General features: G+C 67.4%; 14 protein-coding genes. 10 read left to right on the top strand and 4 right to left on the bottom strand.

Translation table 11 applies throughout. The features are described 5' to 3' along the window. Window positions 1-541: 541 nt before the first annotated feature. Window positions 542-2488, bottom strand: a complete 1947-nt coding sequence (mnmC, locus tag G3N96_RS14675) for a bifunctional tRNA (5-methylaminomethyl-2-thiouridine)(34)-methyltransferase MnmD/FAD-dependent 5-carboxymethylaminomethyl-2-thiouridine(34) oxidoreductase MnmC (protein WP_206137634.1) — start codon at window positions 2486-2488, stop codon at window positions 542-544. 388 nt (window positions 2489-2876) lie between these two features. Here mnmC and G3N96_RS14670 point away from each other — a divergent pair, with 388 nt between their 5' ends. Then, window positions 2877-3155 carry an HU family DNA-binding protein gene (locus G3N96_RS14670; protein ID WP_006401505.1) on the top strand — a complete coding sequence of 93 codons (279 nt, stop codon included), beginning with the start codon at window positions 2877-2879 and terminating at the stop codon, window positions 3153-3155. A gap of 118 nt (window positions 3156-3273) precedes the next feature. On the opposite strand, the gene G3N96_RS14665 is transcribed toward G3N96_RS14670, so the two are convergent. Together G3N96_RS14665 and G3N96_RS14660 are read right to left on the bottom strand one after the other, a co-directional pair. Further along, the gene (locus G3N96_RS14665) at window positions 3274-4587 is read right to left on the bottom strand and encodes a GTP-binding protein (RefSeq protein WP_124582168.1); all 1314 of its coding nucleotides are present in this window, start codon (window positions 4585-4587) and stop codon (window positions 3274-3276) included. A gap of 159 nt (window positions 4588-4746) precedes the next feature. After that, on the bottom strand, window positions 4747-5196 hold the full coding sequence (locus G3N96_RS14660) for a lytic transglycosylase domain-containing protein (protein ID WP_089483164.1): 450 nt from the start codon (window positions 5194-5196) through the stop codon (window positions 4747-4749). 367 nt (window positions 5197-5563) lie between these two features. Between G3N96_RS14660 and gspD the strand changes: the two genes are divergently transcribed. From gspD to gspF, 3 genes are read left to right on the top strand one after another with little or no spacing between them, the layout of a single operon-like run. Next, window positions 5564-7906 (top strand): type II secretion system secretin GspD, encoded by a 2343-nt coding sequence (gene gspD / locus G3N96_RS14655; protein WP_206137633.1) that lies wholly within the window; start codon window positions 5564-5566, stop codon window positions 7904-7906. Continuing rightward, on the top strand, window positions 7903-9402 hold the full coding sequence (gene gspE, locus G3N96_RS14650; protein ID WP_124582164.1) for a type II secretion system ATPase GspE: 1500 nt from the start codon (window positions 7903-7905) through the stop codon (window positions 9400-9402). Before gspD ends, gspE begins: the two co-directional genes overlap by 4 nt. Window positions 9403-9406: 4 nt before the next feature. After that, the gene (gspF, locus tag G3N96_RS14645; RefSeq protein WP_039351519.1) at window positions 9407-10624 is read left to right on the top strand and encodes a type II secretion system inner membrane protein GspF; all 1218 of its coding nucleotides are present in this window, start codon (window positions 9407-9409) and stop codon (window positions 10622-10624) included. A gap of 35 nt (window positions 10625-10659) precedes the next feature. Here gspF and G3N96_RS14640 read toward each other — a convergent pair whose 3' ends face one another. Beyond that, complete coding sequence (locus G3N96_RS14640) at window positions 10660-11070, bottom strand: type II secretion system protein N (RefSeq protein WP_039351532.1); 411 nt, start codon at window positions 11068-11070, stop codon at window positions 10660-10662. A 175-nt stretch (window positions 11071-11245) separates the two neighbouring features. Between G3N96_RS14640 and gspG the strand changes: the two genes are divergently transcribed. The 6 genes from gspG to gspL form a co-directional block, all read left to right on the top strand. Continuing rightward, window positions 11246-11698 carry a type II secretion system major pseudopilin GspG gene (gene gspG / locus G3N96_RS14635; protein WP_085041255.1) on the top strand — a complete coding sequence of 151 codons (453 nt, stop codon included), beginning with the start codon at window positions 11246-11248 and terminating at the stop codon, window positions 11696-11698. A gap of 38 nt (window positions 11699-11736) precedes the next feature. Next, on the top strand, window positions 11737-12306 hold the full coding sequence (locus tag G3N96_RS14630; protein WP_124582162.1) for a GspH/FimT family pseudopilin: 570 nt from the start codon (window positions 11737-11739) through the stop codon (window positions 12304-12306). A 2-nt stretch (window positions 12307-12308) separates the two neighbouring features. Beyond that, window positions 12309-12710 carry a type II secretion system minor pseudopilin GspI gene (gspI, locus tag G3N96_RS14625; RefSeq protein ID WP_011350481.1) on the top strand — a complete coding sequence of 134 codons (402 nt, stop codon included), beginning with the start codon at window positions 12309-12311 and terminating at the stop codon, window positions 12708-12710. Next, entirely contained in the window at window positions 12688-13377 is a 690-nt protein-coding gene (locus G3N96_RS14620) for a prepilin-type N-terminal cleavage/methylation domain-containing protein (protein ID WP_124582160.1), read from the top strand. The genes gspI and G3N96_RS14620 overlap by 23 nt, the downstream gene beginning before the upstream one ends. 2 nt (window positions 13378-13379) lie before the next feature. Then, a complete protein-coding gene (gene gspK, locus G3N96_RS14615; RefSeq protein ID WP_124582158.1) occupies window positions 13380-14513 on the top strand; it encodes a type II secretion system minor pseudopilin GspK in 1134 nt (377 codons plus the stop codon). Window positions 14514-14539: 26 nt separating this feature from the next. Next, a partial coding sequence (gene gspL, locus G3N96_RS14610; protein ID WP_346778893.1) for a type II secretion system protein GspL occupies window positions 14540-15008 on the top strand: 469 nt, incomplete at its 3' end.

Raw genomic sequence — 15008 nt, 5'->3', positions numbered from 1 at the left:
TTTCCACCACAGGGCGGAAAGTCGTTCAGGTTGCCGATCTGGATTGTCGGCCTGGTGTGTGAACGGACTGCGCAGTCTCGAAGATTCAGATTCGAAATCGTGCCGACCGTTCCATTGAAGCATGTCCGGCGCCTGGCCGGATGAACGCGAAGGAAACCGATTGTGCCACAGCTTTTTCGGTCTGGAACCCATTGAATCGACTCGCGGCGCTGTGCGACACCCCAGGTCTTTGGTTTCAAAGGTTTACTTGTATATATACGTAGTAGAAGTTAACAAAGGGCGCACAGTTCTGTGGATAACTTCGGTTTACGTCGACAGATCAAGGTGTTGCAGAACCCATAACCCGTTGCACAGACTGTTCGTGCACAGAGGTTTGAGTTGAGCAACTTTTGGGCCGCCTCACAGCTGTGCCGAGTTGCCCAGTTTACGTCCACTGTGATTACACACGAAGTGCGCGCGGATTTCGCGCGGTTATCCACAGCGTCGAGTGGATAACCTTGCGCGAAAAAGTCGGGAAGCTGTGAGCGGCTCGGCCGAGCGGTCAGCCGGCCTGGCCGACGCGGCGCGCGCGCAATGCGCGGATCAGGAAGCGTGCGGGGTCGACGGCATCGGCAAGTTCACGTTCGAGCGGCCAAGGCTCGCCTTCGAGTTGCGAGGCGATCAGTTCCGCGCCGAGCGCCGCCCATACGAGGCCGCGCGAGCCGAAGCCGAATGCGCCGTAAAGCCCGGGCATGCGCGGCAGGTCGCGCGCCTGCGCACCGCTCAGCGCGCGGGCATGGGCGATGGCGCCTGCTTCGTCCGCGAGCGGGCCGAGCAGCGGCAGGCGGTCGCCGACGACCCAGCGGAACGCAACGCGGCCGCGCAGCGTGTCGGGATCCGGCAGGTCGCCGATCAGGCCCGGTAGCAGATGCCGTACGCGCTCGATGTTTTCGAGGTGGCCGGCCGCACGCATCGCGGGATCGACGTCGTCGGGTTCGAACGTCGCGCCGATCAGCAGCGTGCCGTCGTCGAGCGGCACCGCGTAACCGTCGCCGATCGTCGGGCACGGCAGCGGTGCCGTGCTGCCCGCCGGCAGCAGCGTGAGCTGGCCGCGCACCGGCTGCAGCGCGACATGCCGCAGCCCGGCGAGACGCGCGGCATCGCCCGCATTCGCGAGCACGACGACGGGCGCTTCTGCCAGCGTGCCGCCCGCATCGTCGAGTGCATGCCAGGCGTCACCCCGCCGTTCGAGCTTGGCAACGCGGGTGGACGCAAGCAAGCGTACGCGCTCGCCGGCCGCCGCATATTGGGCCGCGCACAGGCCGGCCGGCCAGACGGCGCCGCCGTGCGGAAACAGCAGGCCGCCCTGCGCGACCGGCAGCTTCAGATGCGCGCGCGCGGCCTCGACGTCGAGCAGCGAGACATAGTCGGACGGCGCACCGAACGCATCGAATGCGTCGCGCATCCGCTCGAAGTCGCCGGCCGATTCGGCGAGATGGATCATCCCGTGCGTGCTGCGCGCGAATGCGTGGCCTGCGCGTTCGAGTGCCTGCCAGCGTGCGATCGCGTGCAGGAAGCCGCCGCGTGTGAGCCGGCTCGCGACGTTGTCGTCGCGTGTCATCAGCGGATGGAATACACCGGCCGGATTGCCCGACGCGTCGCTCGCGATCCGCTCGTGCCGCTCGATCAGCGTGACTTCCCAGCCGCGCGCGGCCAGGCGTTCGACGACCGCGCAGCCCGCCAGCCCCGCGCCGATCACGATCGCACGGCGCGTCGCAACGGGCAGTGCGAGCGGCGGCTCGTGCCGGCGCGCGCGCCAGCGCGGCGCATATTCGCCGACGAGCAGATCGTCGACCTCGCGATACGTGAAACCCGATTTGTCGAGTGCGTGTTTCAACGCGTCCGAACGCGCATGCGCTGCAAAGGTGGCGTGTTCGCCGGCGATTTTCGAGAGCGCGCGGACCACGTCGGCCGATGGGAGATTCGCGTCGTTCGATGATGCGAGGCCGTCGAGACAGAACGCATCGGCGCGCGCGACGATCTTCCCCAGCATGTCGATCGCATCGCCGAACGCCAGCGTGAGCACCACGCGCCCGTCGTCGAATTCGAGCCGATGAAGGCCCGGCACGCGCATCGGCCACGCGTCGGCAAGTGCATCGACATCCGCCGATATGGTTGTGTGCGCAACGATATGCGAAGCTGCGCGGCGCAGGTCGTCGCGAGAGAACGGATGCGGTTCGACTGCGACGAAATGCAGCCGCTCGCAGCGCGCGGGATCGTCGCGCCAGGCGGCCCAGGCCGCGAGAAAGCTGCCGCCCGCGCCGAATCCGGTCGCCACGATCGTGAACGTGCGGCGGCCCTGCCAGCGCGCCGGCAGCCCGTTGCCCGCGACGAACACGCGATGCGCGAGCGCGCCTGACGCGCCGCGATGGAGATCGCCGAACTCGGGCGAGACGAGCGTGCCGTCGTCGCGAAGCGCGAGCGTGGCGGGAACAAGTCGGTCGGTCATGCGAAACAAAAAACGTGGCAGCCAAGCCTGGCAAGGGATTGCGCGGGGCCGTCCGACCGGTCGTTGGAAAAAGCCAACGGCGCGGCGCACGGGCGGACCGCGCTGCGTATCCTGTCCGGTTGGCGCTGGTCAAAAAACGGGCAGTCGATGATTCATTCGGCGAAATACCGATGAAAATCTTTGAAACCCTTGTCGTTATTGGGTTTGCGCTGCGCTATCATAGCAACGCCGTACCGCGGGGTGGCCACCGGCTCACCGGAGGGCGCGTCGCGCGGGCCAGGATTCGGCGCTGTGTCGTCGGAGTCTGACTCTCGACGGCACGGTTCGCGCACGTATAATCGGCGCGTTCGCGCTGTTCGTGTCAACCTAACCTGATAAAGGAACCTTAATGAACAAACAGGAACTGATCGACGCCGTCGCCGCCCAAACGGGCGCCAGCAAGGCTCAAACCGGCGAAACGCTGGACACGCTGCTCGAAGTCATCAAGAAGGCCGTGTCGAAGGGTGATGCGGTTCAGCTGATCGGCTTCGGCAGCTTCGGTTCGGGCAAGCGCGCAGCACGTACGGGCCGCAACCCGAAGACCGGCGAAACCATCAAGATCCCGGCAGCCAAGACGGTCAAGTTCACGGCTGGCAAGGCGTTCAAGGACGCCGTCAACAAGCGTTAAACCAGCGCCTGTTCCAAGAAAAACCCGCCTTTCGGCGGGTTTTTTGTTGGGCGCGCGCAGCATTTTCGCCACAGTCCGCGCCCCTCTTGCAAGATTTAACGGTTGTTTTTACAACGCGTTACGCGTGCACGATCTGCGTGTCGCCGTGATCGTCATCGTCGTGCGAATCGACATCCCACGCCGGGAACGGATCGTCGAACCCGTGCCAACCGGCCGCGCCGAGCGCGAATTCCGCATCGGTCAGCAGGCACGCATCGAGCTTCGCGCGCCAGGCATCCGCGTCGAGCGCGATGCCGATCAGCACGAGTTCCTGCCGGCGATCGCCCACTGCGCGATCGTCGATGTCGCCGTGCCATTCGGCGCGGATTTCACCGAGCAGCTCGTCGTCGTCCGGCCATTCGGCACGATCCTGCGCCGCCCACCAAAGCCCCGCCGGGCCGTGCCGGCATACGCCGCCCGCCTGCGACAGCGAACCCGCGATGTCGTTGCGCGTCGCGAGCCAGAAGAAGCCCTTGCTGCGCAGCACGCCCGGCCACTCCTGATGCAGCAGCGCCCAGAGTCGCGCCGGATGGAACGGCCGGCGCGCGCGGTAAACAAAATTGCCGATCCCGAATTCGTCGGCTTCGCCGTGCACGTGCGCATGATGTTCGTCATGGCAGTCGGGGTCGTCGCAATGCGTGTGATCGTGATCGAGCGACGCGAGCCAGCCCGGTGCGTTCGCGGCCTCGTCGAAATCGAAGCGGCCCGTGTTCAGCACTTCGTCGAGCGGCACGTTGCCGAACGTCGACACGACCTGGTGCGCGCGCGGGTTGAGTCGCGCGAGGATGTGCTGCAGGCGGGCAAGGTCGTCCGCGGCGACGAGGTCGGCCTTGTTGATCACCAGCACGTCGCAGAATTCGATCTGCTCGATCAGCAGCTCGACGAGCGTGCGGTCGTCCTCTTCCGATGCGGCGATGCCGCGCGTCGCGAGCGCATCGTCCGAGCCGTAGTCGCGCAGGAAGTTGTACGCGTCGACCACGGTGACGAGCGTGTCGAGCCGCGCGATGGTCGACAGCGACGTGCCGTCATCGTCGACGAACGTGAAGGTTTCGGCGATCGGCATCGGCTCCGCGATGCCGGTCGATTCGATCATGATCGCGTCGAAGCGCCCTTCGGACGCAAGCGTGCGGATCTCGACGAGCAGGTCGTCGCGCAGCGTGCAGCAGATGCAGCCGTTCGACATCTCGACGAGGCGTTCCTCGACGTGCGACAGCGCCTGCGCGTCGCGCACGAGCGACGCATCGATGTTGACCGCCGCGAGATCGTTGACGATCACGGCGACTTTCAGGCCCGCGCGGTTCGCGAGGATGTGATTGAGCAGCGTGGTCTTGCCGGCGCCGAGGAAGCCGGACAGCACGGTGACGGGCAACGGCTGGTTCATTGCCGGATTCATAGCGATATGCACCAACGGAAAAATTGAAAAAGCGGCCGCGACGCCCTTCCGGGGCGCGATCGGCCCGCGGACGGGCGAAATTGCGGCGTGAGATCCGCATTGTGCATCAAACGCGCGCCGGCCGGCCGGTACCGCGTCGGGCCGCGCTGCGGCGCGGCGTCACTGCACGGGCGGCAGCAGCTTCCATTGCGTCAGGATGCCGGCGATCTGCCGTGCATACTTGTCGCGCAGCGACGGGGTTTCCGAGTGATAGGCGCCGACCGCCTGCCACGTGTTGCCGTAACGGTTCATCTTCTGCTTGAGATGCCACGCGGCGATATAGACGTTCTTGCACGGCTCCATCAGCGTGTCGCGGCCGATTCCATAGCGCGACAGCGTCGGCAGGTGGATCGAATTGATCTGCATCAGGCCGTAGTCGACCGAGCCGTTCGTGTTCTTGTTCAGCGCGCCGGGCCGGTTGCGCGATTCCTGCCACGCGATCGCGCGCAGGATCAGCGGATTGACCTGCTGATATTTAGCGGCCTCGTCGAAACAGTCCGCGCGAGCGTTCGCGCTGGCGAAACACCCGCCGGCGGCGATCAACACGATCGAAACGAACCGTCTGTTCATGGTGCGAAATCGACAAGAAAATGCGTGAGGGTCGGGAAAACCCGTGCCTGTTATTCGTGCGACGAGAATCGTGCCGCCCGTATCATACCGACAGTCAGTCAGCTCGCGACATACAGGAATACCGCCGCCCGGTTATACCGCATTTCCGTGTCGGTTCATCGTGAAAACGGAGGCGATGGCCGCGTGCCGAGAATAATGCCGAATCTTACAGATTGCATACGATTCGCCGGACACATGTCGTATGTGAGACAGTCCTCGGATCAATGTGATATTTCGGACATGAAAAACTGCTAATGTCGCCTCTTTCGGACTTGGATCCCAGCACTACCGCCGGAAGTGGCCTGAGCCGGCATCGACCCATTCATCCATGACAAGAAATCGCTTCGTTATGCGGCGTGTCGCCACGACCCTGATCGTCGCCGGCATCATCGTCTCGCAGGCCGCCTACGCTCAGGTCACACTCAATTTCGTGAATGCGGATATCGACCAGGTCGCCAAGGCGATCGGCGCCGCAACCGGCAAGACCATCATCGTCGACCCTCGTGTGAAGGGGCAGCTCAACCTCGTGGCCGAACGGCCGGTGCCGGAAGACCAGGCGCTGAAGACGCTGCAGTCGGCGCTGCGCATGCAGGGCTTCGCACTCGTGCAGGATCACGGCGTGCTGAAGGTCGTGCCCGAGGCCGACGCGAAACTGCAGGGCGTGCCGACCTATGTCGGCAATGCGCCGCAGGCGCGCGGCGACCAGGTGATCACGCAGGTGTTCGAGCTGCACAACGAATCGGCGAACAACCTGCTGCCCGTGCTGCGGCCGCTGATCTCGCCGAACAACACGGTCACCGCCTACCCGGCGAACAACACGATCGTCGTGACCGACTACGCGGACAACGTGCGGCGCATCGCGCAGATCATCGCCGGCGTGGACAGCGCCGCGGGCGCGCAGGTGCAGGTCGTTCCGCTGCGCAACGCGAACGCGATCGACCTCGCCGCGCAGCTGCAGAAGATGCTCGACCCGGGCGCGATCGGCAACAGCGATGCGACGCTGAAGGTGTCGGTCACGGCCGACCCGCGCACCAACTCGCTGATGCTGCGCGCGTCGAGCGCGTCGCGCCTCGCGGCCGCGAAGCGGCTCGTGCAGCAGCTCGACGCACCGAGCGCGGTGCCCGGCAATATGCACGTCGTGCCGCTGCGCAACGCCGATGCGGTGAAGCTCGCGAAGACGCTGCGCGGGATGCTCGGCAAGGGGAGCGGCAGCGACAGCGGCTCGTCGGCATCGTCCAACGATGCGAACAGCTTCAACCAGAACGGCGGCTCGTCATCGAGCGGCAACTTCTCGACCGGTACCTCCGGCACGCCGCCGCTGCCGTCGGGCGGCCTCGGCGGCTCGTCGTCCTCGTCGTCGTACGGCGGCACGTCCGGCAGCGGCGGGCTCGGCAGCGGCGGCCTGCTCGGCGGCGACAAGGACAAGGGCGACGACAACCAGCCCGGCGGGATGATCCAGGCCGACGCGGCGACCAACTCGCTGATCATCACCGCGTCGGATCCGGTTTACCGGAACCTGCGCTCGGTGATCGACCAGCTCGATGCGCGGCGCGCGCAGGTCTATATCGAGGCGCTGATCGTCGAGCTGAACTCGACGACGCAGGGCAACCTCGGCATCCAGTGGCAGGTGGCGAGCGGCCAGTTCCTCGGCGGCACGAACCTGAACCCCGGGCTGGGCCTGGGCAACAGCATCATCAACCTGACGGCGGGCGGCGTGACCAACGCCGCCGGCGGCATCTCCGGCGGCGGGCTGGCCAACAATCTCGGGGCGCTGAGCCAGGGGCTCAACATCGGCTGGCTGCACAACATGTTCGGCGTGCAGGGGCTCGGTGCGCTGCTGCAGTATTTCGCGGGCGTGAGCGACGCGAACGTGCTGTCGACGCCGAACCTGGTGACGCTCGACAACGAGGAAGCGAAGATCGTCGTCGGCCAGAACGTGCCGATCGCGACCGGCTCGTATTCGAACCTGACGAGCGGCACGACGAGCAATGCGTTCAATACCTACGATCGCCGCGACGTCGGCCTGACGCTGCACGTGAAGCCGCAGATCACCGACGGCGGGATCCTGAAGCTGCAGCTCTACACGGAAGATTCGGCGGTCGTCAGCGGCACGACGAATGCGCAGACCGGCCCGACCTTCACGAAGCGCTCGATCCAGTCGACGATCCTCGCGGACAACGGCGAGATCATCGTGCTCGGCGGCTTGATGCAGGACAACTACCAGGTGTCGAACAGCAAGGTGCCGCTGCTCGGCGACATCCCGTGGATCGGCCAGCTGTTCCGCTCCGAATCGAAGGTGCGCCAGAAAACCAACTTGATGGTGTTCCTGCGCCCGGTGATCATCTCCGATCGCAGTACCGCGCAGGAAGTCACGTCCAACCGCTACGACTACATCCAGGGCGTGACGGGTGCGTACAAGTCGGACAACAACGTGATCCGCGACAAGGACGATCCGGTCGTCCCGCCGATGCCGATCGGCCCGAGCCAGGGCGGCACGGCCGCGGGCAACCTGTTCGACCTCGACAAGATGCGTCGCCAGCAGCTGCAGCGCCAGGTGGCGCCGGTGCCGGCCCAGCCGTTGCCGGAGGCGACGCCCGCGCAGCCGCAGAGCGTGCCGCAGCAAGCCGTGCCGCAACAGCCGCTGACGGCCACGCCGGGAGCGTCGCAGTGAGCGACGTGCACGCCTCTTCCACCCACGGCGGCGCGCCGGGCGAACGGCAGCCGCCGTCGCCGCTCGCCGCGCGACTGTTGCCGTACGGCTTCGCGAAGAGCGGCCAGGTGCTGATCGCGCATCAGCTCGACGACACGCTCGAGGTGTGGATCAGCGAACGCACGAGCGACGCCGCGCTCGCGGAAATCGCGCGCAACTTCGGCTCGATCGCCGTGCATCGCGTGCCGGCCGACGAGCTCGCGCAGGCGATCAACCATGCGTACGCACGCCAGGACGGCAGCGCCGCGCAGGTGGTCGGCGAAGTCGAGGGCGAAGTCGACCTGTCGCGGCTGATGCAGGACATCCCCGAAGTCGAGGATCTGCTCGAATCGGAAGACGACGCGCCGATCATCCGGATGATCAACGCGCTGCTCACGCAAGCGGCGCGCGAACAGGCGTCGGACATCCACATCGAGCCGTTCGAGAACGCGTCGGTCGTGCGCTTTCGCGTCGACGGCACGCTGCGCGACGTCGTGCGGCCGAAGAAGGCGCTGCACGGCGCGCTGATCTCGCGGATCAAGATCATGGCGCAGCTCGACATCGCCGAGAAGCGCCTGCCGCAGGACGGCCGCATCACGCTGCGCGTCGGCGGCCGGCCGGTCGACGTGCGGGTGTCGACGCTGCCGACCGGGCACGGCGAGCGCGCGGTGCTGCGTCTGCTGGAAAAGGATGCGCAGCGCCTGAACCTCGAGGCGCTCGGGATGGGCCGCGACACGCTCGTGCAATTCGACAAGCTGATCGCGCGCCCGCACGGCATCGTGCTCGTCACGGGCCCGACGGGTTCGGGCAAGACGACCACGCTGTATGCGTCGATGTCGCGGCTCGAAACCGCGACGACGAACATCATGACCGTCGAGGACCCGATCGAATACGACCTCGGCGGCATCGGCCAGACGCAGGTGAACGAGCGGATCGGGATGACCTTTGCCCGTGCGCTGCGCTCGATCCTGCGCCAGGATCCGGACGTGATCATGATCGGCGAAATCCGTGACCTCGAAACCGCGCAGATCGCGGTGCAGGCGTCGCTGACGGGCCACCTCGTGCTCGCGACGCTGCACACGAACGACGCGGCCTCGGCCGTCACGCGCCTGACCGACATGGGCGTCGAGCCCTACCTGCTCGCGTCGTCGCTGCTCGGCGTGCTCGCGCAGCGGCTGGTGCGGCAGCTCTGCCCCGTCTGCAAGGAAGAACGCCAGGAAGAAGGCCGCACCGTGTGGCATCCGGTCGGCTGCGACAAGTGCGGGCACTCGGGATATTCGGGCCGGCGCGGTGTGTACGAACTGCTGCTGGTCGACGAGTCGATCCGCTCGCTGATCCACCGCAACGCGGCCGATGCGGAGATTCTCGCTGCCGGCCGGGCGGAAGGGATGCGCACGCTGCGCGACGACGCCGAGCGCTGGCTCGCGTCGGGCGCGACGTCGCTCGAGGAAGTGCTGCGCGTGACGGGAGGCGCATAGCGCGATGCCGGCATTCCGTTTCGAAGCAATCGATTCGGCGGGACGCGCGCAGAAAGGCGTCATCGATGCCGACAGCGCACGCGCCGCGCGCGGCCAGCTGCGTACGCAGGGGCTCACGCCGCTCGTCGTCGAGCCGGCCGCCAGCGCGACGCGCGGGGCGCGGTCGCAGCGGCTCGCGTTCGGCCGCAAGCTGTCGCAGCGCGAACAGGCGATCCTCACACGCCAGCTCGCGAGCCTGCTGATCGCCGGGCTGCCGCTCGACGAGGCGCTCGGCGTGCTGACCGAGCAGGCCGAGCGCGACTACATCCGCGAACTGATGGCCGCGATCCGCGCCGAGGTGCTCGGCGGCCACTCGCTCGCGAATGCGCTGGGCCAGCATCCGCGCGACTTCCCGGAAATCTATCGCGCGCTCGTCGCCGCGGGCGAGCACACCGGCAAGCTCGGCATCGTGCTGTCGCGCCTGGCCGACTACATCGAGCAGAGCAACGCGCTGAAGCAGAAGATCCTGCTGGCGTTCACGTATCCGGGGATCGTCACGCTGATCGCCTTCGGCATCGTCACGTTCCTGCTGAGCTACGTCGTGCCGCAGGTCGTCAACGTGTTCGCGAGCACGAAGCAGCAGCTGCCCGTGCTGACGATCGTGATGATGGCGCTGTCGGATTTCGTGCGGCACTGGTGGTGGGCGATCCTGATCGCCGTCGTGCTGATCGTGTGGTTCGTGAAGTCGACGCTGTCGCGCGACGGGCCGCGCCTCGCGTTCGACCGCTGGGTGCTCACCGCACCGCTCGCGGGCAAGCTCGTGCGCGGCTACAACACGGTGCGCTTCGCGAGCACGCTCGGCATTCTCACCGCGGCGGGCGTGCCGATCCTGCGCGCGTTGCAGGCGGCCGGCGAGACGCTGTCGAACCGTGCGATGCGCGCGAACATCGACGACGCGATCGTGCGCGTGCGCGAAGGCTCCGCGCTGTCGCGCGCGCTGAACAACGTGAAGACGTTTCCGCCGGTGCTCGTGCACCTGATCCGTTCCGGTGAAGCGACGGGTGACGTGACGACGATGCTGGATCGCGCGGCCGAAGGTGAAGCGCGCGAGCTCGAGCGTCGCACGATGTTCCTGACGAGCCTGCTCGAGCCGCTGCTGATCCTGGCGATGGGGGGCATCGTGCTCGTGATCGTGCTGGCCGTGATGCTGCCGATCATCGAACTGAACAACATGGTGCAGTGACGGCCTGACCGCGGGTCGGGCCGTCGCCTTCGGCTTCAGCGCACGTAGATCGCCGGGGACGGCGTGTTGGCGGGCAGCTGGACTTCGGTGCGGGCGCCGTTGCGCTCGACGATGATCGAGCGGGGGCGGACTTCGGCGAGCTTCGCGCCGGACGTGACGTCCGCGCCGAGCGACACGGCACGCGGCGGTTCGCCACCGACACCGATGATCGCGGCGCCGCCGTGGTCGAGCGCGAGGATGCCGAACAGGTGGATGTCCTGCACGGCATTCTTGTCGAGCTGACCGCCGAAGAGCGCCGCGGCGTCCTCGGTGCGGATCGGCAGCCGCGCGGCGGCGGCGGGCAGCGGCGCTTCGCGGGCGGACAGCGTGACGACCCAGTAGGTGGCCGTCGCGCACAAACCCGCGAAGAGGGCTAGGGAGAGGATCCGGATCGAGAGCGCGTTCATGCGCGCTATTGTACGGATGTATATGAAATTTGCGTTGGGTGAAAGCCCTCGGCAATGCGCGCCTTACAATGCGTGCTCCGCGCCCGCGGGTTCGGAAGGTTGCCGTCAGGCAATCGTCCGGTGCGCCGGGTGCGTCACCCGACCAACGACATTTTTTGGAAAGAGGTAGTCAGTCATGCAAACGTGGATCACTCGCCGCAACGCGGCCGTGCGTCGCCAGCGCGGTTTCACGCTGATCGAGATCATGGTGGTGGTCGCGATCCTCGGGATCCTGGCGGCGCTCATCGTGCCGAAGATCATGAGCCGCCCGGACGAGGCACGCCGCATCGCCGCGAAGCAGGACATCGGCACGATCATGCAGGCGCTCAAGCTGTACCGTCTCGACAACGGCCGCTACCCGACCCAGGAGCAGGGCCTGAACGCGCTGATCCAGAAGCCGTCCACCGATCCGATCCCGAACAACTGGAAGGACGGCGGCTATCTCGAGCGCCTGCCGAACGATCCGTGGGGTAACGGCTACAAGTACCTGAACCCGGGCGTGCACGGCGAGATCGACGTGTTCAGCTACGGCGCCGACGGCAAGGAAGGCGGCGAAGGCAACGACACCGACATCGGTTCGTGGCAATAAGCGCTCACTGACCGGCCCGACGCTTCGTTCCCTTCCTCATGCTCGCCACTCGCACGACCTTCCGCTGCGGCCGCGATTGCCGTGTGCGTCGCGGCGCGGCTTCGACCGCGCCGGTGCGTGCCGACGGCGGGCAAGCGAAGCACGGCGCGCGGCGTCATCGCACGCGCGGCTTCACGCTGCTCGAAATGCTGGTCGTGCTCGTGATCGCGGGGCTGCTCGTGTCGCTCGCGTCGCTGTCGCTCACGCGCAATCCGCGCACCGACCTGCGCGAGGAAGCGCAGCGCATCGCGCTGCTGTTCGAGACGGCCGGCGACGAAGCGCAGGTGCGTGCCCGGCCGATCGCGTGGCAGCCGACCGCGCACGGCTTCCGTTTCGACGTGAGTTCGCCCGACGGCTGGCGCACGCTACGCGACGACCTGCTGCGCCCGCGCGACTGGGACGGTGGCGTCACGGGCGCCGACATCGACTATCCGGGGTCCGACATGCATGCGAATCGCGTCGTGTTCGGTACCGAGAGCATCGACACGCCGGTGCGCGTGACGCTGCATTCGGCGGTCGGCAGCGCGACGATCGTCGGCACCGGCAACGGCCGCTACGAGGTGCAATGACGATGCGTCGTCGCCTGCCCTCTTCTGTTTCCTCATCGCGCGGTTTCACGATGATCGAGGTGCTGGTCGCACTCGCGATCATCGCGGTCGCGCTCGCCGCGTCGATCCGTGCTGTCGGCACGATGGCGAACAACGCGTCCGACCTTCATCGCCGCCTGCTCGCCGGCTGGAGCGCCGACAACGCGCTCGCGCAGATGCGGCTCACGCATGCGTGGCCGGAGATCGGCGAACAGAGTTTCGACTGCTCGCAAGGCAACGTGCAGCTCGTCTGCACGCAGCGCGTGAGCACCACGCCCAACCCGGTGTTCCGGCGCGTGAGGATTTCGGTGAGCATGCCCGGGCACACCGGCGTGCTCGCGCAAATGGTGACGGTGGTCGCGAATGAAACCAGCCGTCCGCTCTGACGCGCCGATGCGACGCCCGCTCGCCCGCCCCGCCCGCGGCTTCACGCTGATCGAGCTGATGATCGCGATCGCGATCCTCGCGGTGGTCGCGATCCTCGCGTGGCGCGGGCTCGACCAGATCATGCGCGGTCGCGACAAGGTCGCGGCCGCGATGGAAGACGAGCGCGTGTTCGCGCAGATGTTCGACCAGATGCGCATCGACGCGCGGCTCGCCGCGACCGACGACGAGGCCGGCCAGCCGGCGATCGGCGTGGCAGGCAACACGCTGCAGATCGTCCGCGAACTCGAGGTGCCGGGCGTCGCGCCGCGGCTGCAGGTGGTGCGCTACCGGATCGCCGGCGGGCGCGTCGTGCGCTATGCATCGCCGCCGATCGACGACGCGAACCGGCTGCGCACCATGCTGAAGGACAGCAGCGTCGAAGGCTGGAGCTGGGTCGCGCTGATGGGCGGCGTCGGCGCGATCGACGCGAAGCTGTACGTGCCGCGCGTGGGCTGGACCACCAACCTGCAGACGGCCAACGACGCGCTCGCGCAGAACAACGATGCGCTCAAGGTGCCGCAGATCGGCAACGCGCCGCCCGCACGCGCGGTGACGGGGCTGCAGGTCAGCATCGGCGCGACGTCGCTGCGTGTGCCGGTCACGCGCATCTTCCTCGTCGGGGAATGACGATGCGCGCGCGCCCTCACCGCTCATTGCTTGCCGCCCGTGCTGCCGGTCACGCACGGGCACGCGGCCGCCAGCGCGGCGCGGCGATCATCACCGCGCTGCTGGTCGTCGCGCTGTCGGCGATCCTCGTCTCGGGGATGCTGTGGCGCCAGCAGGTGCAGATCCGCCGGATCGAGAACCAGCGCGTGATCGCGCAGGCGCAGTGGGTCGCGCGCGGCGCGCTCGACTGGACGCGGATGATCCTGCGTTCCGAAGGCGACACGGCGCCCGGCATCACGTATCTCGGCGGCATCTGGGGCGTGCCGATCGCGAAGACGAAACTGTCGGACTTCCTCGGCCGGATCGGTGCGCCCAACGACGCCGGCGGCGAAGACACCTATCTCTCCGGCTCGATCGAGGACGCGCAGGCGAAGTTCAACCTGCGCAACCTCGTGGCATCGCCGGCGCCCGGCGTGCTGCAGTTGAACGTCACGCAGGTCCAGGCGTTCCAGCGCCTGCTGACGACGCTCGGCTACGACGGCGCGTTCGCGAAGCGCATCGCGCTCCAGGTGCGCGCGAGCCTGCTGAATTCGGCGACGCGTTTCCAGATGCCGACGCTGCCGGGCGGCGGCACGGCGCCGCCGGTCACCGCGCCGGTGACGACCGATCAGCAAGGCGGCGGCGGCTTCACCGACGATCCCGGCATGACGGGCGGCGATCGCGGGCCCGCGCCGCTGATGATGACGGGCGTCGACAGCCTGCTCGACGTCGACGGCGTGACGCCCGAGATGGTCGCGCGGCTGCGCCCGTTCGTCACCGTGCTGCCGACCACGACGCCCGTGAACATGAACACGGCGCCGGCCGAGGTGATCGCGGCGCTGATGCCGGGGATGAGCGTGTCGTCCGCGCAGGCGCTCGTGTCGCGCCGCGAGACCGTGTTTTTCCGCAACGTCGGCGACGTGCAGCTCGCGCTGCGCGGCGCCGGTGCGCCGCCGAACGTGACGCCCGACTCGAGCGTCATCGACGTCAATTCGAGCTATTTCATCGTGCATGGCCGGATCCAGCATGACCGGGCGGAGGTTGATCGCACCTCGCTCGTGTATCGTGATCCGACCACGCACTCGACACGGGTCGTGCGCATTCGCGACCAGCTATAACGACGCCAATCGGGAGAGGAGCTCTTGTGAGCACGTTGATTGTTTCTTTGCCGCCGCGCGAGCCTGCCGTGCCGTTGCAGGAATGGCAGTGGCCCGAGCTGCCGTTCACGCTCGTCGACAAGGCCGGCCACGTGCAGCGCGCCGGCCGCGCCGCGCTTGCGCTGCTGCCGCGCGCGAATGCGACCGTGCTGATCGTCGCCGCGCGCGACGTGCTGCTGCTGGCCGCGACCGTGCCGCCGCTGAAGGGACCGAAGCTGCGCCAGGCGCTGCCCAACATCGTCGAGGATCAGCTGATCCAGGATCCGCTCGGCTGCCATATCGCGCTCGATCCGGACGCGCTGCCCGACGGGCGCCGCGTGCTGGCCGTCGTCGATCGCGCGTGGTTCCGCACGATCTGCGAAGCGTTCACGGCGGCCGGCCACCGGCACCTGAGCGCGGTGCCCGCGACCCGCTGCCTGCCGGCGCCGCACGCCACCGCCGCGCCGGCCGACAGCA

Origin of the sequence: Burkholderia sp. Se-20373 (assembly GCF_017104705.1) — a bacterium.
Classification (GTDB): domain Bacteria; phylum Pseudomonadota; class Gammaproteobacteria; order Burkholderiales; family Burkholderiaceae; genus Burkholderia.
The sequence above is the reverse complement of the archived record's forward strand: the minus strand, read 5'-3'. Positions and strand labels throughout refer to the sequence as shown.